The sequence below is a fragment of the Bradyrhizobium sp. NBAIM14 genome (assembly GCF_020193895.1).
In the GTDB taxonomy this organism is placed as follows: Bacteria; Pseudomonadota; Alphaproteobacteria; order Rhizobiales; family Xanthobacteraceae; genus Bradyrhizobium; species Bradyrhizobium yuanmingense.
Map to the genome: position 1 here is coordinate 175,779 of NZ_JADYVQ010000002.1, position 25,434 is coordinate 201,212.

The 25,434-nt window shown below is 65.1% G+C and carries 20 protein-coding genes; 6 read left to right on the top strand and 14 right to left on the bottom strand.

Annotated elements, in window-relative coordinates:
* Positions 1-97 precede the first annotated feature (97 nt).
* Positions 98-760 (top strand): DUF2147 domain-containing protein, encoded by a 663-nt coding sequence (locus I6F28_RS06590; RefSeq protein WP_036006080.1) that lies wholly within the window; start codon positions 98-100, stop codon positions 758-760.
* Here the strand turns inward: I6F28_RS06590 and hpnN are convergent.
* Complete coding sequence (gene hpnN / locus I6F28_RS06595; protein ID WP_036006082.1) at positions 728-3,316, bottom strand: hopanoid transporter HpnN; 2,589 nt, start codon at positions 3,314-3,316, stop codon at positions 728-730. The two genes, I6F28_RS06590 and hpnN, sit on opposite strands and share 33 nt — an antisense overlap.
* A gap of 456 nt (positions 3,317-3,772) precedes the next feature.
* Here hpnN and ispH point away from each other — a divergent pair, with 456 nt between their 5' ends.
* Entirely contained in the window at positions 3,773-4,699 is a 927-nt protein-coding gene (gene ispH, locus I6F28_RS06600; RefSeq protein WP_036006084.1) for a 4-hydroxy-3-methylbut-2-enyl diphosphate reductase, read from the top strand.
* 36 nt (positions 4,700-4,735) lie between these two features.
* Positions 4,736-5,896: an adenosyl-hopene transferase HpnH gene (gene hpnH / locus I6F28_RS06605; RefSeq protein WP_036006086.1), complete on the top strand. Its 1,161-nt coding sequence runs from the start codon at positions 4,736-4,738 to the stop codon at positions 5,894-5,896.
* A 165-nt stretch (positions 5,897-6,061) separates the two neighbouring features.
* Here the strand turns inward: hpnH and I6F28_RS06610 are convergent, their stop codons facing one another.
* From I6F28_RS06610 to I6F28_RS06635, 6 genes are all read right to left on the bottom strand, one after another.
* On the bottom strand, positions 6,062-6,811 hold the full coding sequence (locus tag I6F28_RS06610) for a phosphorylase (protein WP_225139519.1): 750 nt from the start codon (positions 6,809-6,811) through the stop codon (positions 6,062-6,064).
* Entirely contained in the window at positions 6,808-8,760 is a 1,953-nt protein-coding gene (shc, locus tag I6F28_RS06615; RefSeq protein ID WP_036023097.1) for a squalene--hopene cyclase, read from the bottom strand. Before shc ends, I6F28_RS06610 begins: the two co-directional genes overlap by 4 nt.
* Positions 8,761-8,824: 64 nt before the next feature.
* Positions 8,825-10,081 (bottom strand): hydroxysqualene dehydroxylase HpnE, encoded by a 1,257-nt coding sequence (gene hpnE / locus I6F28_RS06620; protein WP_225113510.1) that lies wholly within the window; start codon positions 10,079-10,081, stop codon positions 8,825-8,827.
* The gene (gene hpnD, locus I6F28_RS06625) at positions 10,081-10,920 is read right to left on the bottom strand and encodes a presqualene diphosphate synthase HpnD (protein WP_057027142.1); all 840 of its coding nucleotides are present in this window, start codon (positions 10,918-10,920) and stop codon (positions 10,081-10,083) included. The genes hpnE and hpnD overlap by 1 nt, the downstream gene beginning before the upstream one ends.
* Entirely contained in the window at positions 10,910-11,794 is an 885-nt protein-coding gene (hpnC, locus tag I6F28_RS06630) for a squalene synthase HpnC (RefSeq protein ID WP_036023092.1), read from the bottom strand. Before hpnC ends, hpnD begins: the two co-directional genes overlap by 11 nt.
* A 189-nt stretch (positions 11,795-11,983) precedes the next feature.
* On the bottom strand, positions 11,984-12,217 hold the full coding sequence (locus I6F28_RS06635) for a hypothetical protein (RefSeq protein ID WP_025035011.1): 234 nt from the start codon (positions 12,215-12,217) through the stop codon (positions 11,984-11,986).
* Positions 12,218-12,675: 458 nt separating this feature from the next.
* Between I6F28_RS06635 and I6F28_RS06640 the strand changes: the two genes are divergently transcribed.
* Both I6F28_RS06640 and I6F28_RS06645 read left to right on the top strand, forming a co-directional pair.
* A complete protein-coding gene (locus tag I6F28_RS06640; protein WP_036006098.1) occupies positions 12,676-13,173 on the top strand; it encodes a hypothetical protein in 498 nt (165 codons plus the stop codon).
* A 91-nt stretch (positions 13,174-13,264) separates the two neighbouring features.
* Positions 13,265-14,098: a hypothetical protein gene (locus tag I6F28_RS06645; protein ID WP_225139520.1), complete on the top strand. Its 834-nt coding sequence runs from the start codon at positions 13,265-13,267 to the stop codon at positions 14,096-14,098.
* 16 nt (positions 14,099-14,114) lie between these two features.
* Here the strand turns inward: I6F28_RS06645 and I6F28_RS06650 are convergent, their stop codons facing one another.
* The 5 genes from I6F28_RS06650 to I6F28_RS06670 form a co-directional block, all read right to left on the bottom strand.
* Positions 14,115-14,897: a class I SAM-dependent methyltransferase gene (locus I6F28_RS06650; protein ID WP_225139521.1), complete on the bottom strand. Its 783-nt coding sequence runs from the start codon at positions 14,895-14,897 to the stop codon at positions 14,115-14,117.
* 73 nt (positions 14,898-14,970) lie between these two features.
* On the bottom strand, positions 14,971-17,337 hold the full coding sequence (locus I6F28_RS06655) for an efflux RND transporter permease subunit (protein WP_036006102.1): 2,367 nt from the start codon (positions 17,335-17,337) through the stop codon (positions 14,971-14,973).
* Between the two features lie 208 nt (positions 17,338-17,545).
* Positions 17,546-18,331, bottom strand: a complete 786-nt coding sequence (eutC, locus tag I6F28_RS06660; protein WP_225139522.1) for an ethanolamine ammonia-lyase subunit EutC — start codon at positions 18,329-18,331, stop codon at positions 17,546-17,548.
* Between the two features lie 6 nt (positions 18,332-18,337).
* On the bottom strand, positions 18,338-19,924 hold the full coding sequence (locus tag I6F28_RS06665; RefSeq protein WP_225139523.1) for a B12-binding domain-containing radical SAM protein: 1,587 nt from the start codon (positions 19,922-19,924) through the stop codon (positions 18,338-18,340).
* A 148-nt stretch (positions 19,925-20,072) separates the two neighbouring features.
* Positions 20,073-21,455 (bottom strand): ethanolamine ammonia-lyase subunit EutB, encoded by a 1,383-nt coding sequence (locus tag I6F28_RS06670; RefSeq protein ID WP_225133428.1) that lies wholly within the window; start codon positions 21,453-21,455, stop codon positions 20,073-20,075.
* Positions 21,456-21,690: 235 nt separating this feature from the next.
* Between I6F28_RS06670 and I6F28_RS06675 the strand changes: the two genes are divergently transcribed.
* Positions 21,691-23,430, top strand: coding sequence for a methyl-accepting chemotaxis protein (locus I6F28_RS06675; protein WP_225127280.1), 1,740 nt, complete (start codon positions 21,691-21,693; stop codon positions 23,428-23,430).
* 214 nt (positions 23,431-23,644) lie between these two features.
* Here I6F28_RS06675 and I6F28_RS06680 read toward each other — a convergent pair whose 3' ends face one another.
* Positions 23,645-23,938, bottom strand: coding sequence for a hypothetical protein (locus I6F28_RS06680; RefSeq protein WP_225127281.1), 294 nt, complete (start codon positions 23,936-23,938; stop codon positions 23,645-23,647).
* Between the two features lie 156 nt (positions 23,939-24,094).
* Entirely contained in the window at positions 24,095-25,309 is a 1,215-nt protein-coding gene (locus I6F28_RS06685) for an acyl-CoA dehydrogenase family protein (protein WP_225139524.1), read from the bottom strand.
* Between the last annotated feature and the right edge of the window lie 125 nt (positions 25,310-25,434).

Here is a 25,434-nt window from a genome sequence, read left to right on the forward strand (position 1 = left end):
GACCGTTACTGAAAACGGTCTGTGCGGCCTTTTGCCCTTTTTCGGACCATCTTCGCAAGCACAGCTTTAGACCATGTTGCACTGCCAAGGAACACACATGCGTTTGGCCCTTTACACCGGACTAATACTGGCTGGCGGTTACGCCGGCCTGACGCCCGCGCTCGCCGCGGATCCGACCGGCGACTGGCGGGTCGCCGACGGCGTTGCCAACATTCGCGTCGCCCAATGCTATGGCAGCATGTGGGGCGCGGTTTCCTGGGAAAAACAGCCCGGCGGACGCGACGAGAACAATCCGGACGCCTCGAAAAAGAACAGGCCGACGCTCGGCATGGCAACCCTGATCGACATGAAGAAGAAGCCCGGCGTCGATCAGTGGGAAGGACAGGTCTACAACGCCAAGGACGGCCAGCTCTACAGCGCGACCATCACGCCGGCCGGTCCCGACCAGCTCGAGATCAAGGGCTGCGTCATGGGCTTCCTCTGCGGCGGCGAAACCTGGACCCGGGTCGGCCCGCCGATCCCTTCGAGCCCTGCCAACGCCATGGCCAAGGGCGCAGCGAAATCCAGCGGCACTGCGCCGAAGCCCCAAGGGGGGCAAGCGGGGCAAGGGGCCCAAGCAGCCCAAGCCGGGAGCGGCACCACCACGCCTGCGCCCGCAGCTCCCAAGGCCGCCGGCGCAGCCAAGCCCGGTCAGAAGGGCGCCGCCGACCCGGTCGGCGACATCTGCCTACTCGCTGAGATTGCGGGGTTTGCCCATTAGGGCCGGCTGGAACAGCAGCACGGCGGCGAGCGTCGTCACCAGCGACAGTGCCAGCAGCTTGCCCATGCTGGACGTGCCGGGATGGCTCGACAGCCACAGGCTGCCGAACGCGGTCGCGGTCGTCAGCGCGCTGAAAAAGATCGCGCGCGTCAGGCTGGTCTGGAGCAGGTTCGTCCTGCCCGAGCGCCAGGCCACGACATAATAGATCTTGAAGGCGACGCCGACGCCGAGCAGCAGCGGAAGCGCGACGATGTTGGCGAAGTTGAGCGGCAGGCCGATCAACACGCAGATCTCGAGCGTCACCGCGCCGGCAACCAGCAGCGGCACCAGCGTCATCAGCACGTCGACGAAGCGGCGCAGCGTGATCCACAGCAGCAGCCCGATCACCAGCAGCGCATAGATGCCGGCGTGGATGAACGCCTTCACAACGGTGTCACCGGATTTCAGGATCGAGACCGGACCGCCGATCGCAGTCGGCTCGGCCTGGAGAACCGCCGCCGCGAATTTGCGCAGCGTATCGTTGTCGTTGGGATCGCCCTTGGGCAGCGCCTCGACGCGGATGATGCCGTCCTTGCTCTTCCAGGCGCTGACGAGATCGGGCGGCAGCGAGCTCAGGGTGACGGGACCTGCCTGCATCGCGTTCCTGAGCTGGTCGAACACGATCTTCAATGGCGCGACGAACACGTCCTGCGCCTTGTTGCGCGTGGCCTCGTCGCCGTTGGCGAGCTTCTCGAGCGCGTCGGCAAGACGGCGCGAGGCAACAGCGCCCGGGCCCTTCGCGTCGCCCGCGGTCCGGCGCAGATTGTCGACCGACGATTTCAGCGATTCGACATTCTCCTGGTCCGTCGGCGCCGCGTCGATCTGATCGGGGTTGAGCGCCGGATTCAACACCTTGGCGCCCTGCGCGATGAGCTTCAGCTTCGGCGGCTGGTCCTGCGGCACAAAGCTGTCGAGCGACATCACCCTGAGCACCTCGGGCACCTTCTCCAGCTTCGCCTCGACCTGCCTTGCCTGCTCCTCGGAAGTGGTCATCACGTTGATGGCATTGGCACCAGTATTGGGGTCCTTGCGCAGATCGAGGAAGGTGGCGATCGACTCGGCGTGCGGATTGCGCAGGTTCATCGGGTTGAAGTCGAACTTCATGAAGTAGAGCAGCGGCAGGCCGCCGAGCGCGAGCAGCAGCGTGCCGCCGACGATCAGCACCCGATGCTTTTCCAGGAAGTGATCGAGCGGCGCCAGGAAGGCGTACCCGACAGGCTCCGGCTCGCCGGGCGGGTTCAGAAGCTTGAGCAGTGCCGGCAGAACGGTGATCGACGAGATGAACGCCACCAGCATGCCGACGCCGGCGATCTGGCCGAGCTCTGCGATGCCCTTGTAGTCGGTCGGCATGAAGCAAAGGAAGCCCGCGGCCGTCGCCATCGCCGCCAGCGACAGCGGCACCGCCGAGCGCTTGGCTGCCAGCACCAGCGCGCCCGCGAGATCATCGTGCTTGTAGCGCTCCGAGCGGTAGCGGACGCTGTACTGGATGCCGAAGTCGACCCCTAAGCCGACGAACAGCACCGCGAACGCAATCGACAGCAGGTTGAACGATCCGACCATCATCAGGCCGGCCGCTGTCGTGATCGCCAGGCCGACGAACAGATTGACGAACACCGCGAAGATGATCTTCGACGAATGCAGTGCGAGCCAAAGGATGACCAGCACGACGAGAATCGTGCCGACGGCGTTGACGACCGCGCCCTCCTGAACGGTGGCGTATTCCTCATTGGCGATCGGCACCGGACCGGTCAGCCGCACCCGCGCCTGGTATTTGCCGGTAAAATCCAGATCCGCCGCCGCTTTCCGGATCGCGTCGGTCGCATCCTTGCCGGGCTCCAGCGCGTTGTAGTCGAGAATCGGCTTGAACTCGATGAAGGTGCGCTTGTCGGAATCCTTGAGCGGCTCGTCGCTGACGAGTTCGCGCCAGGAGAAGCTGGCGTTGCCCTTGTTGAGCACGGTCTCGACTGTCTGCGCGATCAGGTTGAAGGGCCGCTCGGTGCTGTCGAGCTTGACCTGGCCCCGCTTGACGCCGGCAAGGCCGGTCTCCAGCGCCCCGGTCAGGCCGCGGATCGAGGGATCGCCGGCCATGATCTCGATCAGCGGCGCGGCGGCTTCGAACTGGCCGGTGATCTTGCCGACCTCCTCGGTCGGCAGGAACAACAGGCCGTTCCGCTCGAAGAACGCGCCGCTGCCGAGCTGCTGCATCGAGTGGAAGTTGGTCCTGTCGTCCTTCAGCCTGGCATAGAGCGCGTCTGCCGCGGCGCTCGCCATTTCCGGCGTCCTGGCCTCGACCACAGCGAGGATCATTTCGTTCTGATCGAACGCCTTGTCGAATTGCTGGTCACGCTGCCGCCAGTCCAGATTCTGGGCAATCAGCGAGTTGATATCGGTGTTGATGGCAAAGTGGCGCGCAGCGTAATAGCCCGCCCCTACCGACAGCAGGAGCCCGAGAACGACGACGAGGGAGGCAAACCGGGTGCAGGCCCTGACGATGGCAACGACGACGCTTTGCAGCACTTCTTTTCTTTCTGCGGTTAACAGCTTGCCGGAAACGCCCGCTGTTTATCGGAGTTCCCGGCCGAAACCTATTGCTGTTTTGGGTGGTTCTCGCCGCCAGAAGGTTCGAGGTAAACGGCGGGAGACCGTGGCAAAATCATGCGGGGCGGCCGGTATAGGCAGGGAGTTGAGGCGGGAACGTGACGAAGGACTATGCAGGAATGTCGCGCACGCAGGCACACCGCAATCCCTACTAAAATACCTCACAGACGCCTCCCTCAGCGGTTCCACCTTCCCCTACCGCCGATTTTTTGACACAAAGTATTGCGCCTCCATGCGCCGGAGCCGTCCACACGGGTGGGTGGCTACCGCAGGCGCGAACCAATGGTGCGGATATTGCAACTCATTGGTCAGTATCGGAGTGCCGCTTGGGGACTGCAAAGAGCGGATTGGTGCAACTTGCGTGATGGGCGTCCAATGGAAGTTTATCTGGCGCAACCGCGCGGCTTCTGCGCGGGGGTGGTACGAGCAATCGAAATCGTGGAGCGGGCGCTGGAGAAGTACGGCCCGCCCGTCTACGTGCGCCATGAGATCGTGCACAACAAATACGTCGTCGAGAGCCTGAAGGCCAAAGGAGCCATCTTCGTCGAGGAACTCTCCGAGGTACCGCCGAAGGCGGTGACGGTGTTCAGCGCGCATGGCGTCGCCCGCAGCGTCGAGGAAGAGGCCGTCGCGCGCGACCTTCCGGTGCTCAATGCCACCTGCCCGCTGGTCACGAAAGTTCACAATCAGGGGAAGCGCTACATCGGCAAGGGCCGCACCCTGATCCTGATCGGCCACGCCGGCCATCCCGAGGTCGAGGGCACGATGGGCCAGGTCCCGGGGCCGGTGCAGCTTGTCCAGAGCGTTGAAGAGGTTAAGGCGCTGACCCTGCCGGCGGATACGCCAGTGGCCTACATCACCCAGACCACCCTGTCGGTCGACGACACCAAGGACATCATCGCGGCCCTTCAGGCCCGCTTTACAGACATTCAAGGTCCGGATATCCGGGATATCTGCTATGCGACACAGAACCGCCAATCTGCGGTAAGGGACTTGAGCAAGCTGGTCGACGTGATCTTGGTGGTGGGCGCTGCCAACAGCTCGAACTCGAACCGGCTCCGCGAAATCGGCACTGAGGCCGGCGTCGCGAGTTATTTGATTGCCGACGGCAGCGAGCTCAATCCGGAGTGGTTGAAGGATGCCAGGACCGTCGGCGTCACGGCCGGCGCTTCGGCGCCCGAGGTACTCGTGGATGACGTGATCGAAGCGATGCGGCGGATCGGACCGGTAAAGGTCTCGGTGTTGCCGGGCCGCGAGGAAAACATCGAATTCCGGCTTCCGGCCCAACTGGCCGCGAGCTGACCCACCCGAATTGAAAAGCCCAGAAAGAAACCTGTAATGGCTATCCCGTTCTTCAAGGAAATGCGTATCGGCGGCTATTTGCTCAAGCAGAAACTGCTTGGCCGCAAGCGCTATCCGCTCGTGCTGATGCTGGAGCCGCTGTTCCGCTGCAACCTCGCCTGCGTCGGCTGCGGCAAGATCGATTATCCCGATGCGATCCTCAACCGCCGCATGACGGCGCAGGAGTGCTGGGACGCCGCCGACGAGTGCGGCGCGCCGATGGTCGCCATTCCCGGCGGCGAGCCGCTGATCCACAAGGAGATCGGCGAGATCGTGCGCGGCCTCGTCGCGCGCAAGAAGTTCGTCTCGCTCTGCACCAACGCGCTGCTGCTGGAGAAGAAGCTCGATCTGTTCGAGCCCTCGCCCTATCTGTTCTTCTCGGTGCATCTCGACGGCCTGCGCGACCACCACGACAAGGCCGTGTCGCAGAAGGGCGTGTTCGACCGCGCGGTGTCGGCGATCAAGGCGGCCAAGGCGCGCGGCTTCACCGTCAACGTCAACGCCACCATCTTCGACGGCCACCCGGCCGAGGAGATCGCCAAATTCCTCGACCTCACCACCGAGCTCGGCGTCGGCGTCTCGATGTCCCCGGGCTACGCCTATGAGCGCGCGCCGGACCAGGAGCACTTCCTCAACCGCACCAAGACCAAGAAGCTATTCCGCGACGTCTTTGCGATGGGCAAGGGCAAGAAGTGGAATTTCATGCATTCCGGACTGTTCCTGGACTTCCTCGCCGGCAACCAGGAATACGAATGCACCCCGTGGGGCATGCCCGCGCGCAACATCTTCGGCTGGCAGAAGCCCTGCTACCTGCTCGGTGAAGGCTACGCGAAGACCTTCAAGGAGCTGATGGAGACCACCGACTGGGATTCCTACGGCACCGGCAAGTACGAGAAGTGTGCCGACTGCATGGCCCATTGCGGCTACGAGCCCACGGCTGCGACCGCAGCGCTCAACAACCCGCTGAAGGCGATGTGGGTGGCGCTGCGCGGCGTGCGGACGAGCGGCCCGATGGCGCCGGAGATCGACCTCTCCAAGCAGCGCCCGGCGCAGTACATCTTCTCCGAGCAGGTCCAGAAGAAGCTCTCGGAGATCCGCAAGGACGAAGCTGCGGCTGCGCAGGCGAAAGCAGCGCAGAAGGCGTCGACGGCGGCGTAAAGCGCAGAGCCCGTAGCCCGGATGGAGCGCAAGCGAAATCCGGGATGGTCTCTCCAAGGCCCCGGATTACGCTTCGCTCCGTCCGGGCTACGAACGTCGAAACAAAAAGGCCCGGACGCCAATGGCGACCGGGCCCTTTCTTTATTCTCAGATCGAAGCCCCCGCTCACGCCGCCTTCGACACCAAGGCCTCGCTCTCGACGAACTCCGTCCCGATCAGATAATCGCGGCAGCCGCGCAACGACCGCAGGGCGCGGTTGAAGTCGATGCCGGTCGAGACCAGGGCATGCAGCGTTGCCGGATTGCGCACGATGCCGCGCAGCACGGCTCCGAGGTCGATCTGGCCGTTCGGCTTGATCGCGGCGCGGGCCAGCGCCGGCAGCGCGCGGTGGGCGGGGTCGCTGATGACGCGGACGGCGGCGAAGGGCAGCCCGGCGTCGGCGGCGTAGGCCGCGGCGATGTGGCTTTCCATGTCGACCGCGGCGGCCCCCGTCTCGGAGTGCAGGGCCGCCTTGCAGGAGCGCTTCGTGACCACTTCCTCGGCACCGGCGAGACTACCGCGCACGACGCGGCGGCGGCCGGACGTCAGGCGATCGATCAGATCGTCGCCGAGCGACAGGCCGGCGGCCCAGCGGGTGTCGCCGGAGAGCACCTCGGTCGCCAGCACGACGTCGCCGGAGCGCAAGCTCGGGTCGAGCCCGCCGGCCACGCCGAACGAGATCACACCGCGAATCGTCTCAGGATCCACCACCGTCAGAAGCGCCCGCAACTGGGGCGGGCTGCTGGATGAACAGATGACCGCCATTCCGGGCCCAGCCGCGATGCGGGCCTCCTGAACCAATCCGGTCACGATCAGTATCGGCCGCGGGTCGATGGCCTGACCCGCGGTAACATAGTCCCCCGTCCCCAAAGTCACATTCCGACCCCTACCACCCTGCTGTTGGTGTTCCGTAAGTTCCGATACCGCGCCAACGCCCACAGCGGAAAGAACTTTGGGTAACCATGATAACGTAGATAGAACACGCGGGGGAAGCCTGTGGCGGTGTACCGCTGCTCGTCCCACAGTCCTTTTTTGTCTTGTGTTGCAATCAGGTACTCCACCCCGCGGGCAACGGCCGGGTGATCAACCTCGCCTGCCGCCATCAGGGCAAGCAAGGCCCATGCCGTTTGCGAGGCGGTCGAGGGAGCGGCCTCCCAGCCCTTGTAGTCGAGGCGGTAGCTGACGGCGTCCTCGCCCCAGCCGCCGTCGTCGTTCTGGATCGAGGTCAGCCAGGCCGCCGCCTTGCGGATCATGGGGTCCTTGTGGTCGACCCCGGCCATGTTGAGGGCGCACAGCACCGACCAGGTTCCATAGATGAAGTTCATACCCCAGCGGCCGTACCAGGACCCCTCCGGGTGCTGGGTCTTCCGCAGATAGGCGACCCCGGCGGCCACCTGCTTGCTGGTCTTGGCGGTCTCACCGAGCTGGGCCAGCATCGAGATGCATCGCGCCGTGACGTCCTCAGTCGGCGGATCGAGCAGCGCGCCATGGTCCGAGAACGGGATGTTGTTGAGGTAATATTCGAGGTTGTTGACGTCGAAGGCGGCCCAGCCACCGTCGTCGCTCTGCATGCCCTCGATCCACTCCCGGCCGCGGGCGATCGCGTCGTCATAGCCGGCCGCACCGTGCTCCCGGCGCATGCGGTCCATCGACATCACCACGACGGCGGTGTCGTCGAGATCGGGGTAATGGGCATTGTTGTATTGGAAGGCCCAGCCGCCCGGGCGCACGTCGGGCCGCTTCACCGCCCAGTCGCCCTTCACCTCGAGCTCCTGCCTCGGGATCAGCCAGTCGAGGCCCTGCTTGGCGGCCGGCACCGCCTTGTCACCGCCGGCCTCCAGCAGCGCATGCGCGGTGAGCGTCGTGTCCCACACCGGAGAGACGCAGGGCTGGCAATAAGCTTCGTCGTCCTTGATGACGAGCAACTTGTCGATGCCCCGGCGCGTGATCGCGCGTGGCGGGAAGTTCTCGTCCTTGCCGAGGGCGTCGTACATCATGACGATGTTGGCCATGGGCGGGTAGATCGCGCCCATGCCGTCCTCGCCGTTGAGCCGTTCCTCGGTGAAGGCGAGCGCGGCGTCGATCGCGCGCTTGCGCAGACTCTTCGGAAACAGCGGCTCGATCACGCGCAGGATCGCATCGAGCGAACGAAACAACAGAAACCAGGCCATGCTCTGGTGCGGCGCCTTGGCGGTCATGCCGATCGAGCGCGGATCCTGCAGGAACAATTCGTCGATGCCGACGCCCTTCGGATTCCTCGCGCGCGGCTTCAGCGCGGCGATCACCATCAGCGGCACCATCGTGGTGCGCGCCCAGTAGGAGATCTTGTTGAGGTGGAACGGCGACCAGAACGGCAGCAATACGATCTCGATCGGCAGCACCGGCACCGCGCGCCAGGTCACGACACCGAAGGTCGCGAGAAGGAAGCGGGTGAAGACGTTGCTGTTGATCGCGCCGCCGCGGGCATGGATTGCCTCGCGCGCCCGCACCATATGCGGCGCGTCGATGGAGTCGCCGATCATCTTCAGCGCGAAGTACGCCTTCACGCTGGCGCTCATGTCGAACTCGCCGTCATGCACCAGCGGCCAGCCGCCATGGGTACCCTGGATGCGGCGCAGATAGTTGCCGATCTTGGCCTCGAGCACGGTGTCGACGGGCTCGGCGAGATAATGGCGCAGCAGAACGTATTCGGCCGGAATCGTGCAGTCGGCCTCGAGCTCGAACACCCAATGGCCGTCGGCTTGCTGGAAGCCGAGGAGGCCCTGGGTGGCCGACGCAATGCTCGATTCCAAAGCTTCGCGGCTGGTCGCGGTCACGGAATCCATGTCGCTCGATTGCTCCGATAGTCGATTGAAAGTTGACCGGGAGAATTGCCCGTCGGGCCGCCTTTCAGGATCCTTTGGCGGCCAGAACCAGATCGGCGGCGCGGTCACCCGACCGGACCGATCCCTCGATGGTTGCTGGCAATCCCGTAGCAGTCCAGTCGCCGGCGAGGAACAGGTTTTTCAGCGCAGTGACCGGCCCGGGACGCAGGGCGTTCTGGGCCGGCGTCGCCGCAAATGTGGCGCGGCGCTCGCGCACGATCTGCCAAGGAGGCAGCTCACCGGAGACACCGCCCGCCTCGCAGACCTCGTTCCAGATCGTCTGCGCCAGTTCCTCGCGCGGCATGTCGACCAGGCGGTCGCCATTGCTGATGGTCACCGAGAGCCGGTTCGGGAACGCGAACAGCCATTCCACCACGCCGCCGATCACGCCGAGGATGGGCGCCGAGCCCGGCGGCGGCTCAAAGCGGAAATGCGCGTTCACAATGGCGCGGAATTCGGTCGGCGTCTTCAGCCCCGGGAGCAGGCTAGCGGCCGCGCGCGGCGGCACCGCCATCACGACGACATCGCCCGCACCGAGCTGGATCAAATCCTCGCCGCCGAAATTCAGCGCGGTCACCTTGCCGTCCGTGCTGACGAACGAGCGCAGCTCGTGGCCGAGCTGAACGCTGTGACCACGCTCCTGCAGAAACTTCACGGCGGGTTCGATCAGAACCGCGCTGAGACCGTCGCGCGCGATCAGCGGACGACAGGCCTGCCCGCCCGCAAGCAGCGTCTCCCGCACGATCGCGCCGGCGAGCCCGGCCGAGCCCTCGGGCGGATCGACGTTGAGAGCTGCCAGCAGCAGCGGCTGCACCAGGCGCTGATAGAGGATGCCCTCGGTCGGAATCGACTTGCCGACCAGCGTCTCCTCCGACGCCCAGATCAGTGGCGCCAGCTTGAGATAATCGGAAAGGCCGGTGTCGGGCACGCGGCGGCTTTCGTCGAGCACCCAGGTCGGCCACCGGCCATCGCCGAGATCGATCTGCCAGCGCTGCCCGGTTTTGACATCGACGAACGGAAATTGCGCCCGCTCGGGGCCGACCAGGCCCGCCTCGGTGCCGATCGCGCGCGCATAGGCGCGCGCATGGCTGTTGCCCGACAGCAGCAGATGATTGCCGTTGTCGATGGTGAGATTGGTGGCGCCGTCGAAATAGGACCGGCAGCGGCCGCCGGCCTGGTGCGTCGCCTCGTGCACGGCGACCTTGAAGCCGGCATTGGCGAGCCGCACGGCGGCGGAGAGGCCGGAAATTCCAGCGCCGATGATGTGAGCTGTGTTTTGCATCAGATGAAAGCGTAACGGAGCAGGATCAGGATGCGCGTGATCTTCGACACACGGACCGGCTCGCGCGGCGCGGTGAAGCCGCGCGCGATCAGGAGGTCCAGAATGGAATGGTAGTATTTCGACATGATCCGCGGCGCGCGCACGGCGCGGCGCCTGTTGCGGTTCATGATCTCGTCCGACTTCTCGAAGTGCACCTTGGCGCGCTGCGCCAGCGGCATGCAGACCTTCGGCAGCGCGCGCTCGGCGATCACGCGGTTCGGATCATCAGAGGTGATGCCGGCATGCAGCAGCGCCTCGCGCGGCAGATAGAGCCGGCCAAGGCCGGCGTCCTCGTCGATGTCGCGCAGGATGTTGGTGAGCTGCAGCGCGCGGCCGAGGTGGTGCGCGAGCAGGATGCCGTCTTCCTCGGGCATGCCGAACACGCGCACCGACAGCCGCCCCACGGCGCTGGCGACGCGGTCGCAATACAGATCCAGCGTCGCCATGTCGGGCGCACGGATGTCCTGCGGCACGTCCATCTCCATGCCGTCGACGATGGCGAGGAAATCCTCGCGCTTGAGCCCGAAGGTCTTCACCGAGGCGACGTAGTCCTTCAGCCGCGGCGGCGGATGGCCCTGATAGAGCGCGTCAATATCGTTGCGCCATTCCTGAAGTGCGGCGAGCCGCTCGTCGCGCGGGCCGTCGGAATCGGCGATGTCGTCGACCTGGCGGCAGAAGCTGTAGATCTGAAACATCGCTTCGCGCTGATCACGCGGCAGGATGCGCATCGCGGCATAGAACGAGCTGCCGGATGCGGTCGAGCCGTAATTGGCGCCGGGCGTGGTCGCCTCAAGCGTCATGGGCAGTCCCCGGTCTGGAAATGGCCTTGCGACGGATCGCACGGCGGCCAACTTCGCCGATGATCCCGGCGAGGCTGAAGGCGAGCAGCTCGAATTTGTTCAGATGTACGCGCTCCCGCAAGGGATCGCGTACCTTGAGCAGGCGCACGATGCGGTCGGCATAGGCCTGGATGACGGAGACGTCGACGCCGAGACGGAAATCCCGGATCTCGGCTGCGAGCGACCTGCCCTCTCCGAGCAGCGCCTCGTTGCGTGCGGCGAGCGACTGCAGGCAGGCCAGCATCGCCGGCGGCGACTGCGCGAGACCGAGCTGCTCGACGGTGGCGCCGTGTGCTGCTAGCGCATCGCGCGGCAGATAGACGCGGTTGAGCTCGCGATAATCCTTGCCGCAATCCTGCAGGTGATTGTTGATCTGAAGGCCCGCGCAGAGCGCGTCCGAGGCGGCCCATGTCGAGGTGCTCTCGCCGTGAACGTCGAGCATGAAGCGGCCGACCGGCATCGCCGAGTAGCGGCAATAATGGATGACCTCGTCCCAGGTCTCATAGCGCAGCTTGGTCACGTCCATGCGGAAGGCGATCAGCACGTCGAGCGCATGACGTGGCGCCATGCCGCGCTCGGCCAGCGCGCGGCGCAAGCTGACGGCCTCAGGCTGGGTGTCACCCTTGCCGAGCAGTTCCGCCTCGAGCAGATCGAGATAAGCGAGCTTCTGGTCGGGGGGGAGCGTGGCGTGATCGGCGATGTCGTCCGCGGTGCGGACGAAATTGTAATAGGCCAGGATCAGGGCGCGATGACGCGGATGAATGATCCAGGACGCGACGGGAAAATTCTCGTCGCGGTCACCCTTGCCGGATCGCAATTCGCTCGCAGAGGTCATCGAGGGCTGGTTTACAATCGTTTGGACAGGAAGGGCTTTTTCGCTCGGGCGGGCTCACGCCGCGACGCCGCCGCGGCCCCCATATAGGGGAATACGGCCGCAAAACCAATCCTGTCCGTCGATGGCTGCCCCTTCGAATTGGGCCCGGAAAAGCGGCCGAGGGCCGCCTTTCTAGGCCAATGGCCGAGTTTATTGATTGTGGTTCTTCAGCACCTGGTCGCAGGCCTGCGAGATCTTGGCCCGGTTCTCCTTGAGGCAGGCCAGGATGGTGAAATCGCCCTGGTCGATGACCGGGCGGCAGAACTTCTGCACATCGCGGGTGCAGGCCTTCTGCTCGGCGTCCGTGCCACGCCCTTGTTGGGCGAACGCTGCCGTCGAAAGGGAGGCCGACAGCAGGGTGAGAGCGACGAGAAGATTGCGCATTGTATTCCTTCATTCTGACGGCAGAATCGCACCGATCCCGGACTGCGCAGGGCGGATGGCCGGAACGGATTGGTTCTGATGGCAAGTCGCCGCTTGTAGCGGCCTCAGGGAAGGCACAAGCACTGGCAAATGCGGCCAAATTGGCGCCGCCCCCGCCGAATCAGGTCTTCCCCGCGCCTTCATTGACAGATGTAAGGGATTGATACTACATCATAATTCGGGAGCATTGCGTTTTAATGCAGACCTGTTGCCGCGCTGCATCTCTTCGCCCGTCCTCGGCTGCCGGAAACATGACGAAGCGCGGCAAATCGCGGCCCCTGGAAGCACGGCGCGGCCGCGTGAACCGCCGTCTCTGGCCGCAGGGCTTTGAACCTGCGACTTGCTCGGAGCACTAAACTTTCGATGTGGCGAGACGTTCTCGATCGAAGCGAACGTCGTTCCAAAGCGGGATATTCGAGATGACATTCTTTTGGCGATCTGGACTGGCAATCAGGGCGGCCGGCATCGGGGTGGCGCTGCTCTTCTCGGCATCGGCAAGCCACGCGCAGTCGTCCGGACCGTTTGCCGGTTTCGACGGCGCGTGGACCGGAACCGGCACGGTGTCGCTGTCCGACGGCTCCACCGAGCGCATTCGCTGCAAAGCGGACTATAAGGTCGCCGGCAGCGGCCTCAACCTGAAGCAGGCGCTGAGCTGCGCCTCCGACAGCTACAAGTTCAACCTCACCAGCGACGTGACGAGCCAGGGCGACCGCATCTCCGGCAACTGGAGCGAGTCCAGCCGCAACATCTTCGGCAATCTCCAGGGCACCGCCGGCGGCGGCCAGATCGAGGTCTTCGTCGAGGCCAACGGCTTTGCCGCCAACCTGTCGCTGCGCACCAACGGCACCAAGCAGACGGTGCAGATCTCGTCCAAGGGCGAGATCCGCGGCGTCAACATCACGATGACGAAGGGCTGAAGGCCTTTCGCACGCAATGAGGAACATGCCCCCGGTTCTCGCGAGCCGGGGGCTTTTTGCTGACACGAACTGACCGGCTGGATTTGCTGAGATGGACCCGATCCGCAGACATCTGCTGAAGGCCGCCGGGCTCTTCGTGGCCAGCCGCGCCTTCGCCAGCGATCAGCAGGGAGCGAACATGCAGCCTTCGTCCGTGAAGCCGCGTCACGTGCTCTGCTTCCTCGGCAGGAATGAAAGCCTGCTGCATCCGCCCAAGGCGGTGGCGAAGACGATCGCCGACTTCGGCTTCGAGATCGACCGCACCTATTCGCAAGCCAAACCCGATCCGCACATGGAGCGCTCTTTCGGTGTGTGCTGGGACCGCGTCTTTCCGAAAGCGTGGTCCGAGGCGGACGAAATGGCCGTACTCAATCACAAAGCGGTCCTCTACGTGCTGAGCCCGCCGATGGAGCAGCACAAGACGGTCGCCTATTCAGCTGCCGCCTTGCGAATTGTCGAGGAGATGATCGAGGCCGGCGCCACGGCCGTGAAAGGAGAAAGCGCGGGCGTTGCCCACGGACTCACGCGATGGCGGCAACTGGCCCGCGAGTGCAAGGCCGCCGCAAACACGAACCAGGGCCTTACCGTCACGCCAGCGATGGGCCGATCCTGTCGCCTCGCCTTCGCCAAGCGTCCGCTTGCCGGCGACACCTACAACGAAAGCGTCGGCTTCCACCTCGTCGGACTGCCGGAAATCTATGTCGCGCGATCGCGCGGCAGCGACCGGAACGCAGCGAATCTGATGGACGAAATCGCGGACGCAATGGCCGAGCGCGGCATCGAGGCAACGCTGCGCGACCGCAAGCTCGCGCTGTCGCGGGAGCAGGACTACGCCGAGGGCGACTTCAAGTTCAATCCCTATGGAATCGTCCGCGTCGAGGCGTGAGCCGAACCGCGCCGGATCAGTCCTTTCGCGCGATGCATTCGCAGCGGCATCGGAAATAGACCGCGTCCGGATCGCGTTCCCAGGCCTCCCAGCCGGCAAGCGCGGCCCGGATCTCATCGTCTGTCGCGAGCCGCCTGGCCACGAGTTGCGGTCCGAGCCCCAGCAGGCTCCGCTGCGCATCGGCAACGGCCTCGCTGCGGCTCTGCGCATCGGCACTGTGGTTGACGTAGCTCGCACCGGCCCAGACCGGCGCGAAGCCGTGGGCTCGGAGGATGGAGCCCTGCCGGCGCCCGAAGCGAAGCGCCTCCAAATCGTCGTGCTGGTACCAGCGTTGCCAAAGATCGAGCGCGAGCCGCACGCCGTCGATTTCAGGGTGAAGAACGTTGCCGCCGACGTCGGCATCGCGCGTTGCGACGAGGCCGCCCGGCTTCAGCACACGTCGCGCTTCGGCCAGCGTTCGCACCAATATCTCTCGGCTCTGATGGTAGAGCACCGCGTGAAAGAACACGGCATCGAACGTTCCATCGTCGAACGGCAGCGCCGTCATGTCGGCTTCGACAAAGGCCAGATTGGTCGAGCCCGCCGCCGACACGAGCCGATTGGCGGCGGTAATGGCCGTCGGCTCGATATCGAGGCCGACGGCCCTTTCGACGTGCCCCGCCAGCGCTGCCGTAATGGTGCCGGGCCCGCAGCCGGCGTCGAGCAGGGTCATACCCGATGTCAGGAACGGGACGAAAAAGGCGGCTGAATCGCCGCCTCGCTTCTGCTGAAACGCCACGATCGCGCCGTCGTGCTGCATGATTCGTCCCCGACCGGAACTCCGGCGCAGTCATTCAGACTGCGCCGATTCCATGTCCGGTGGATGAAGCCCCTCAGATCGCCTGCTTGTCCGCGCCATGCAGCTTGGCGTGCAGATTGATCAGCCACATCGCCGTCGGCCGGAGGATGAAGAGATCAGCGACCAATGCCATCACCATCGAGAAGGCGCTGAGCCAGCCGAACAGACGCAGCGATGGCAGGTCGGAGAACACGGTGACGACGAGGCCGCAGGCGAGCACCACCGTGGTCAGGATCAGCGCAGGTCCCACCAGCACGGTGGCCCGCTCCACCGCGAGCGCCGAGCCGACACCCGGCTTGTTCTCCAGCCGCAGGCGGTTGAGGAAGTGGATGGTAGCGGAAAGGCCGAGGCCGAACGAGACCGTGAGCGCAACGACGCTGGCGAATTGCAGCCCCTCGCCCATCGCCCACAGCACCGTGCCCGACATCACCACCGGGAAGATGCCCGGCAGGATGCAGGCGAGTGTCACCACCCAGGAGCGGAAGGCGAGGCCGATGAAGATCGCGACCAGCGCGAATTCGATCGTGAGGCCGTGGTTCAGCTTCTCGATCATGTTGGCCGAGTTACGCGCGGCGATAGCGGCGAGACCCGTCACGGCGATCTCATAGCCCGGATGCTTCTTGCGGACGGCGTCGAGCTCCGAATCGAGCTTGTCGACGATCGGCAGGAGCTGGCTGGAATCCTTGTCCGGCACGCGGCCGGCCACTACGACAGCGTCCTGCTCGGCGTCGATGAAGCGGCGCACCAGGTGCTCGGGGATGACGCTGACATATTCCTTCAGCGTCGCGACGTCGGCACTGCCGGCCTTCTCCGCCAGCCAGCGGCGCAGCGTCTCCAGCGACCACACGTTGCCGACCCCTGCGGATTTCTCGACTGTCGCGTGCACCTCGGCGATGGTCTGGAGCGTCTGCGGCGAATAAAGCGATTCACCCTTCGGGAACACGATCAGCACGTTGACGGGATTGGCGCCGGTCAGCTTGGCGTCTAACCGGTCGCTGGCGGCAACCGCCTGGCGCTTGTCCGGCACCTGGTCGGCGAGCCGGTAGCGCGGCTCCAGATTGGCATAGATGACGCCGAGGCCGCCGACGAACAGCACCGCCAGCAGGCTGAACAGGCCGGGCCGGCCGACCATGCGCACCGCAATCCAGTAGCAGAAATTGCGCAGCGCCTGTACGCCGGCATCAGCGCCCTGGAACTTGACTGCAAAGACCTTCTCGTTGCGCACGAACAGCACGCCGAAGACAGGCACCAGCGACAGCACCGCGACCAGCGCGATGATGGTGGCGGCAAGGCCCGCCTCGCCGAACTTGCGGATCAGGTCGGAGTCGGAGAATTGCAGCGCGATGAAGGAGATGCCGGCGGTGCCATGCGTCAGCACGCAGGCCGGGCCCACCACCAGCACCGCGTTCTTGAACGCGGTGAACTTGTCCTGGCCCGCGATCAGCCGGTCGCGCGCGGCGAAGGTCAGCTGCATCGAGTCCGAGAAGCTGATCACCATGATGAGCGGCGTCATCACGTTCAGGAACATGTTGAGGTTGAAATTGGCCCAGCCGAGCGCGCCGAGCGCCAGCAGGATAGCGATCATCGGCGGGAATGCCGCCGCGATCATGAACGAGATCTTGCGGAAGAAGATGATGGCGATGATGCAGCCGGCGAGGATGCCGAGGATGTTGTAGGTCAGCCCGTCGCGCTCGACCGCGTTGCGGATCTCGAGCTGCATCACCGGGACGCCGGAGAGCTGCACGTTGAGGCCGGTGTCCCCGAGCGTCTCCTTCATCAGCGCACGGATGTCGGCGACGGTCTTGGTCAACTTGTTGGAAGCGACCACCTCCGGATCGAGCGACAGCACAACCAGCGCCAATGTGCCGTCCTCCGACAGCAGCTTGCCGCGGATGATCTCGTTGTTCTTGACGGTCTCGATGAACTTGTCATAGGCCGCGCCCTCCGGTAGCTCGGGCGGGAACAGGGCCGCCGGCAGCTTGCCGGGGGCCGGCGCCTGGCGCGCCGAGAACAGCGAGACCAGCCCGCGCGTGCCTTCGACCAGCTGCAGGTCGGTGACGAAGTCGCGCAGCTTCTCGAGGTTGCTGCGTTCCAGGAGGGTCTTGCCCTCGACCACGACAAGTACGTCGAACTCTTCGGCCGGGAACTTCTTGGTCACCTCTTCATATTGTTTGAATTCGCGAGTGTCGGAGCGGAACAGCTGCGACAGCGAATCGTCGATCTTGATCCGGTAGATGCCGAACACCGCGCCGACGATCAGCGCGAGCAGGACGATGCAGGAGACGATTGGGGCCCGAACGGCGATCAGCCCGAGACGCTCCAGCCCGAAGGCGATGGAGGACGTAGATCCCTGCTCGACCTTGTCGACATGAACCTCACTCTCGCTGTGCTTTTCGAGCATGCCTTGTCCAGTTCCTAAATCGGCTCGGGCTGTGAGCTTATCGCGCCGCGCGAACGGCTTGAAAACGCCATACCAATGGGAGGCTTGCCCTTTGAAAATGCGCGGAAAATCGCCGGCAGCGGTTTAGCAGGTCAACAGGTCTTTTCGCAAGCAGGCCCGGCGCGGCCGAATCGATCAGAAAAGTGGCGATCCGGGCGTGGAATGACCCTCATCCCGGCGAGGATGTGCCAATCTGGCGCGGCGCGCGGTCCGCACTCTCGTCCTTCAGCGCCACGCCGGTGATCTCCCGGGCCAGCCCCTCGCGGACCAGCCAGGCGATCTTGAACGCCGCCTCCTCGTGGCTCAACCCGGCGTGGTGGATGTTGGAGACGCAATTGCGCTCGGCATCGGTGCGGCCGGGCCTCGGCGCAAAGGTCAGATAGGCGCCGAGGCTGTCGGGCGCGGACAGGCCGGGCCGCTCGCCGATCAGCATCATGACCATGCGCGCGCCGAGAATGGCGCCGATCTCGTCGCCGAGCGCGACGCGCGCGCCCGATGCGACGACGACATGGCCGATCGCGACGGCATCCCCCTGCGCAAGCGATTGCAACAGGCGCCTTACCACGATCGCCGCATGGCTATGGACCGCCGCCGCGGACAGGCCGTCTCCGATCACGACCGCGAGCTGGCACGGCGCCGAGATGCTTCGTGCCAGACGCTGCGCCGAGTCTTGGTCGAGCTGTCGTCCCAAATCCGGCCGCCGCAGATAGTCGCTGCGATCGACCGCCCGGCTCCTGACCTCGGTCACCGCAACACCGAGTGCGTCGAGATCGGCGATGAGACGCGGCGTGTCGAAGGCCGCATGCACAGCATCGCGCGCGCGGGCATGGTCCAGCGTGAAATCGAGCAACGCTCTCGTCGGCAGGCTCGCGCCGCTGCGCCCCAGCGCGACGCGCGCAGGCGTAAACGAGCGCAAATCGAGGGTCGGACGGCGCGGCAGGGCCGGGTCAGACATGTGGCATCATTCGGCGGGCACGGCGGCCTCGCGCAGCCGGATCGAATAGTTCGAGGCGTTCTGCTTGCCGCTGGAGGCCGCGCGCGCAAAGGTGATGAGATGGTGCGCGACCAGCGTGCAGCCGATCAGGCCTTCGATGTCGCCGCGCTTGATGCGGCCCAGCGCGAACTTCCAGAACACGCGCCTATAGTCGCCGAGCACGCCGACCTTCCAGAAGATGTTGCGCAGTATGACGAGGCCGCGCCGGATGCTGCGCCAGGTCTTCATCTCGTCCGGCACCGGTACCTTGAGCCGGTTCACATAGACGTGGTCGCATTGGTGCTGATAGCGCGCGTAGACCTTGTCGGGCGCGTAAGCGACTGCCATGGCGTGCTTCCAGGACGCGACGACCTCGTCATAGGGCAGCAGGAAGTCGACGTTGGAATCGCGGCCATCGTCCTCGACCAGCCGCCCCTCGCGCTCAAGCCGGTCCCATAGCGGCGTCTTCGGCAGCGCCTGCAGCAGATTGATGGTGAGCAGCGGAATCCGGGACTCCTCGACGAAGGCGAGCAGCGCCTCCGAGGTGTTCGGCTTGTCGGTGTCGAGTCCCATGATGATGCCCGAGACCACCTCCATGCCATAGGAGTTAATGGTGCGCACGCCCTCCAGGATCGGGACCATCATGTTGTGGTCCTTCTGCATCGCCTTCAACGCGTCGGGATCCGGCGTCTCGATGCCGCAGAAGATGGTGATGAAATAGGCCTCGCGCATCTTCTCGAGGATCTCGGGGCGCTTGGCGATGTTGAGCGTCGCCTCGCAAGCGAGCCGCACCACGTAGCCGGTCCGCTTCTGCCACTCGATCAGGTGCGGCAGCAGGTCCATGGCCGCCTTGCGGTTGCCGATGAAATTGTCGTCGACGAAATAGACCGTGTCGGTCATGCCGCATTCGCGCAGGCGGTCGAGCTCGGCGATGATCTGCTGCGGCGTCTTGATGCGCGGATTGCGGCCGTAAAGGCCGGGGATGTCGCAGAACTCGCACTGGTAGGGACAGCCGCTGGAATATTGGATGCTGCCGAGGAAGTACTTCTTCACGTCGGCGAGCTCGTAGGCCGGGATCGGAAACTCCGTCATCGGCACGCGGTCCTTGGTCGTGAGCACGACCTGCTGTTCGGGCCGCGAGGTGCCGCGCGACAGGATCTCGATCAGCTGGTTGGTGGCATCGCCGAGCTCGCCGACATGCAGATAATCGAAGGACGGGTAATAGTCGGGACAGGCGCTGACAGAAGGCCCGCCGAGCGCGACCGGCAGATCGAACTCATGGGCGCGGCGGCAGATGTCGGTCATCTGCTGGCGCTGGATGTGCATGCCGCTGACGAAGACGGCTTCCGCCCATTCGAACTCCTCCCTCGTCGTGCGGCGCAGGTTCTCGTCGACGAATTTGACCTGCCATTCCTTCGGAAGATAGGCGGAGATCAGCAGCAGCCCTTGCGGCGGCATGAAGGCGCGGACGCCATCGGTCAGGGGATAGGAATGCTCGAACGTGCCGAAGGACGAGGTGTAGCGCGGAAACACGCAGAGAATCCGCCGGGACGTTCCGTTACTTTCAGCTCGCATCAAAGCTCCCCCGCCACACTCAACCGATGGTACGGAAATTGCCAGCCCGACACATAGCGTAATGCTGTCGCCGGAATTTCTCAATATTGTGGCGTAAGCATAATTCCGAGAGGCGCCGATGGTTTCCCAACCGAGTTGACCTTCCGCCTCATGCGATCAGCCGCGCGGCAAAATCGGGCAGCAGGCCTGCATCGCCGGCAATCCGGAAATCGGCACCTGCAATGCCCGAGCGCGCCAGCCAGTCGTCGAATTCCGGCGCGCGGCGCAGCGCGAAGACGTCCCTGACATAGAGCGCGTCGTGAAAAGACGTCGACTGGTAGTTCAGCATGACGTCGTCGGCACCGGGAACACCCATGATGAAGGTGACGCCGGCGGCGGCGAGCAGCGTCAGGAGATTGTCCATGTCGTCCTGATCTGCCTCGGCGTGGTTGGTGTAGCAGATGTCGACCCCGAGCGGCAGGCCGAGCAGCTTGCCACAGAAATGATCCTCCAGCCCCGCGCGGATGATTTCCTTGCCGTCATAGAGATATTCCGGGCCGATGAAGCCGACCACGCTGTTGACCAGCAGCGGAGCGAAGGCGCGGGCGACCGCATAGGCGCGCGCCTCGCAGGTCTGCTGGTCGACGCCGTGATGGGCGCCCGCTGACAGCGCCGAGCCCTGGCCGGTCTCGAAATACATCAGGTTCCGCCCGACCGTGCCGCGCGACTGCGACAGCCCGGCCTCTTGCGCCTCCTTCAACAGTGCGAGGTCGATGCCGAAGCTGCGGTTGGCGGCCTCGGTGCCCGCGACCGACTGGAAGACGAGGTCGACCGGCACGCCCTGCCCGATCAGCGACAGCGTCGTCGTGACATGGGTCAGGACGCAGCCTTGCGTCGGGATCTGTAGCCGCGCGATGATCTCGTCGAGCAGCCGCAGCAATTGCGCGATGACGGCGGGGTCATCGCTGGCGGGATTGATGCCGATGCAGGCATCGCCCGCCCCCAGCAGGATGCCGTCGAGGATTGAGGCGGTGATGCCCCTTGCATCGTCGAAGGGATGGTTCGGCTGCAGGCGTGTGCTCATCCGCCCCCTCAGGCCGATAGTGTTGCGAAAGGCGGTGGTGACCTCGCATTTCCGCGCCGCCAGGATCAGATCCTGGTTGCGCATCAGCTTCGACACCGCGGCCGCCATCTCCGGCGTGATGCCGGGCGCCAGCTTGCGCAGGATCTCGGGCGTTGCGGCGTCCGACAGCAGCCAGTCGCGGAAGGCGCCGACCGTCAGCGATGCCACCGGCGCGAACGCCTTGGCGTCATGGCTGTCGATGACGAGGCGGGTGACCTCGTCGGCCTCGTAGGGAACGACGGCTTCCTGCAGGAACTGGCCGAGCGGCACATCGGCGAGCGCCATCCGCGCGGCGATCATCTGCTCGGAGCTGGCAGCGGCAATGCCGGCCAGCCGGTCGCCGGAGCGCGGGGGTGTCGCCTTGGCGAGCAGGTCGCGCAGGTCAGGGAAGCTGTAGGTCGTGGCGTCGATGCTGTGGCGGTAGACCAAGGGTCTCTCCGGGGTTGCTCGGCCAACGGCCGACTCCAAGACTATCCCAAAAGACTATCCTGAAACTAAACCTTCGGATCAAGACGCTGAAATGACTTGCCTTTCCTTCGACCAAGGACGGAGGCGGCCAGGCCGCGCGTTAACGAGGCGTCCATCTTCGTTCTGCATAGTTTTGCAACAATTTGCCTGACCCCGTTCACCGGCCGGTCAGGCCAATCCGGGCTCCTTGAACATCATGACATCCGACCGATCTGGGAATGCCGCAAAGCCGGCAGGCCGCTTCACGCTTGCCAGCAAGCTCTATGCGATCTTCGCGCTGTTCGCGCTGCTCACGGCAGCGATCGCGATCTTGTCCGACTACAACAGCCGCCGCAGCGCGGACCTCGCAGTCGCGATTGAGACGGCCAATGCCGCCGCGCTGAACGTCGAGCGGGTCAACTCCCTCGTCTATGCGGTGGTGATGGAATCGCGCGGCATCTACATGTCGACCGAGCCGGCCGTGGTGAAGAAATACGGCGACGGCCTGCTCAAGTTCAACGCCCAGATCCTCGACGTCGTGAAGCGCTGGGAGACCATCGTCAAGGCCGACGATGCCGAGCAGTTCGCGACCTTCAAGAAGCGCATCGAGCAGTTCGTCGAGTTCCGCAAGGAGCTGGTGCGGCGCGGCGTCGAGATCAACGCGGCAGCGGGCCGCGAATGGGGCGACAACGACGCCAACCGCAGCGTCCGCTCGGCGCTGAACAAGGACCTCGAGGCGCTGTCCAAGGTCTATGCCGAGCGCGGCAGGCAGATCGCGCAGCAGACCGAGACCGCCCGCACATTGTCGTTCATCCTCACCTGCCTCGGCGGCGTGGCGCTGGCCCTCGTCGTCGCTGGCATCGTCATCATTGCCCGCTCGATCGCCCGGCCGCTCGCCGCGATCACCGCAACCATCAAGCAGGTCGCCGACGGCGCCGCCGATGTCGTGGTGCCGCACTCCGACCGCGCCGACGAGATCGGCGCGCTGGCCCGCGCCATCCAGGTGTTCCAGGACTCGATGGGGCGCAACCGCAATCTCGCCTCGCAAGTGTCGCAAGACGCCGCCGCGCGCGAGGAGCGCGCCCGTCACGTCGAGCGGTCCGTCGAGCAATTTCGCGAGGCGATCGGCGCGATCATGCGCGGCCTCAGCGACAACGCCTCCGTCATGCGCGAGACGGCGCAGACCATCACGCGGGTCACAGCGGATGCGAGCAGCCGCGCCGGCACCGCGGCGAACGCCACCGAGCAGGCCTCGCACAACGTCACCGCGGTGGCGGGCGCGGCCGAGGAGCTTTCGGCCTCGGTGGTGGAGATCGGCCGCCAGGTGCGGCAGAGCGCCGGCGCGGTCGAGCAGACCGGCCAGCGCACCGAGAAGTCGATCTCCGAGATCGAGAGCCTCGCTGCAGCCACGCAACGCATCGACGGCGTGCTCAACCTGATCCAGGCGATCGCCGAGCAGACCAACCTGCTCGCGCTGAACGCCACCATCGAGGCGGCGCGCGCCGGCGATGCCGGCCGCGGCTTTGCCGTCGTCGCCCACGAGGTGAAGGCGCTCGCGGGCCAGACCGCCAAGGCCACCGCCGAGATCAGCGAGAACGTCGCGATGATCCAGGCCTCGACGCGGAACGCCGTCGACGCCGTGCGCGAGATCGGCGGGGCGGTGCGCGAGATCAACGAGGTCACGTCCGCGATTGCCGGCGCCGTCAGTCAGCAGGACCAGGCCACGCGCGAGATCTCCTCCAACGCGCAAAGCGCTGCCCAAGGCAACGAGACGCTGGTGGCGAACATCACCTCGCTGCGCGATGCCATCGGCGAGACCGATACTGCGGCGGCTTCGGTGTTCACCGCCGCCAGCAGCCTGACCGAGACGGCGCAGACGCTGTCGCGGGAGGTGGAGACGTTCTTCCAGAATCTGCGCGCGGGGTCGGCGGACGGTCGCATCGCCAAGGCGGGGTAGCGGCCCGCCTGGCGCCGCGAAAACGGTCGCTCCAGCAAAAACGGAAAAACAACCCCATGCACAGTAGACGGGGGTCAGCTTTTTCAATGGCTTGGCGGCCCGGCGCGAAGCCCTGCTGTTTTTACGGACCGATTTTGACTCGTCGGGCAAAACAGGGGCATGATGTCAGCATGCCGAGCGTGGCGCCTGTGCCGCGGCTGGCAACCGAACGGGGTTACCGCTCCGAACCCGATCGAGCGACCAAGATCCGGACGCGGCCGCCGGCATCCTCGAGCTCGCGGTAACGACTTAGTTCGGCCTGGAGCTCCGGATCGGACCTTGCCCAGGCCAGCCAGTCGAACGGGACCGCGCTGAGCAGCCGGGTATCCACGAGGATCACATCCGGACGACCGGCGCGCAGGTCCGCGAGCAAGTGCCGCCGCTCGAAATCGATGATGCTGTCCAGTCTTGCGCGCTCGCCTTCGGCATCGGACGTTTTCTCGCGCAAAAGCGATCTATGCTCTTTCACCTGGGTGAACCCGCCATGGCGTGCAGGGTCACTCTCGGTCAGCAGTTACTATCGTACTACACTGATCTGAGGCCATACTGCATCGCGGCCAAAAGACTTGCCCGTCGCGGCGCTTCGAAGCGCCGCCGATGCGCAATCCGGCCAAGGGCCACGGCGCTACCCCATCACCCCGCCGCGCCTGATCAGCTCCTTCCCGACGGCCGCGAGATGCACCTGGTCCGGCCCGTCGCCGATGCGGATGAAGCGGGCGTAGACGTAAGCGCGCGCGAGGAACGTGTCCTGCGAGACCCCGGCGGCGCCGTGAATCTGGATGGCGCGGTCGATGACGCGGGCGGCCATGCTGGGGACCACGATCTTGGCCGCGGCGATCAGGTCGCGCGCGGCCTTGTTGCCCTCGCGGTCCATCTTGTCGGCGGCCTGCAAGGTAAGCAGGCGGGCTTGCGCGATCTCGCAGAAGGAATGCGCGATGTCCTCGCGCACCGAGCCCTGCTCTGCGAGCGGCTTACCGAAGGCGACGCGCGAGACCGCGCGCTGGCACATCAGTTCGAGCGCACGCTGGGCGCAGCCGATCAGGCGCATGCAATGGTGGATGCGGCCGGGGCCGAGACGGCCTTGCGCGATCTCGAAGCCGCGGCCCTCGCCGAGCAAAATGTTCTCGGCGGGCACGCGGACGTTGTCATAGACGATCTCGGGATGGCCGACCGGCGCATCGTCATAGCCGTAGGTGAGCATGTCGCGGACGATGCGCACCCCACGCGTATTCTTCGGCACCAGGATCATGGATTGCTGGCGATGGCGGTCGGGATGGTCGGGCGCGGTCTTGCCCATCACGATCAGGATCTCGCAATCCTCGTTCATCGCGCCCGAGGTGAACCATTTGCGGCCGTTGATCACGTAGTCGTCGCCGTCACGCCGGATCTCGCACTGGATGTTGGTGGCGTCGCTGGAGGCGACCTGCGGCTCCGTCATCGAGAAGCCGGAGCGGATGCGCCCCTCGAGGAGCGGCTTCAGCCAGCGCTCCTGCTGCGCCTTGGTGCCGTAGTTTGCGAGCACCTCCATGTTGCCGACATCGGGCGCGGAGCAGTTGAAGACCTCGGGCGCCCAGAGGATGCGGCCCATGATCTCCTTCACCGGCGCGTATTCGAGATTGGTCAGACCCGGCCCGTGCTCGCCGGACAGGAACAGGTTCCAGAGCCCCTGCTCGCGCGCCCGCCGCTTCAGATCCTGAAGGATTTGCGGAGTCTTGTAGCGTGAAGCTTCCGGCTTGACCTGCTCGTAATAGAGCTCCTCGACCGGCTCGACATGGGCCTGCATGAACTGGCGAACGCGGTCCTGGAGCTCCAGCGAACGGGCGGAGTGGTGAAAGTCCATGGTGGTCTCCTGTTCGCCAAGTATATTGCGCTCGATGAGGGCGCTTCTTCCCTTCTCCCCTTGTGGGAGAAGGTGGCGCGAAGCGCCGGATGAGGGGTTGTCTCCGCAACACAACAGACAGCTTC

Coding starts and splice junctions, on each gene's coding strand:
- I6F28_RS06590 (WP_036006080.1), top strand. CDS start 98: ATGCGTTTGGCCCTTTACACCGGACTAATACTGGCTGGCGGTTACGCC.
- ispH (WP_036006084.1), top strand. CDS start 3,773: ATGGAAGTTTATCTGGCGCAACCGCGCGGCTTCTGCGCGGGGGTGGTA.
- hpnH (WP_036006086.1), top strand. CDS start 4,736: ATGGCTATCCCGTTCTTCAAGGAAATGCGTATCGGCGGCTATTTGCTC.
- shc (WP_036023097.1), bottom strand. CDS start 8,760: ATGGATTCCGTGACCGCGACCAGCCGCGAAGCTTTGGAATCGAGCATT.
- hpnE (WP_225113510.1), bottom strand. CDS start 10,081: ATGCAAAACACAGCTCACATCATCGGCGCTGGAATTTCCGGCCTCTCC.
- hpnD (WP_057027142.1), bottom strand. CDS start 10,920: ATGACGCTTGAGGCGACCACGCCCGGCGCCAATTACGGCTCGACCGCA.
- hpnC (WP_036023092.1), bottom strand. CDS start 11,794: ATGACCTCTGCGAGCGAATTGCGATCCGGCAAGGGTGACCGCGACGAG.
- I6F28_RS06635 (WP_025035011.1), bottom strand. CDS start 12,217: ATGCGCAATCTTCTCGTCGCTCTCACCCTGCTGTCGGCCTCCCTTTCG.
- I6F28_RS06640 (WP_036006098.1), top strand. CDS start 12,676: ATGACATTCTTTTGGCGATCTGGACTGGCAATCAGGGCGGCCGGCATC.
- I6F28_RS06645 (WP_225139520.1), top strand. CDS start 13,265: ATGGACCCGATCCGCAGACATCTGCTGAAGGCCGCCGGGCTCTTCGTG.
- I6F28_RS06650 (WP_225139521.1), bottom strand. CDS start 14,897: ATGCAGCACGACGGCGCGATCGTGGCGTTTCAGCAGAAGCGAGGCGGC.
- I6F28_RS06655 (WP_036006102.1), bottom strand. CDS start 17,337: ATGCTCGAAAAGCACAGCGAGAGTGAGGTTCATGTCGACAAGGTCGAG.
- eutC (WP_225139522.1), bottom strand. CDS start 18,331: ATGTCTGACCCGGCCCTGCCGCGCCGTCCGACCCTCGATTTGCGCTCG.
- I6F28_RS06665 (WP_225139523.1), bottom strand. CDS start 19,924: ATGCGAGCTGAAAGTAACGGAACGTCCCGGCGGATTCTCTGCGTGTTT.
- I6F28_RS06675 (WP_225127280.1), top strand. CDS start 21,691: ATGACATCCGACCGATCTGGGAATGCCGCAAAGCCGGCAGGCCGCTTC.
- I6F28_RS06685 (WP_225139524.1), bottom strand. CDS start 25,309: ATGGACTTTCACCACTCCGCCCGTTCGCTGGAGCTCCAGGACCGCGTT.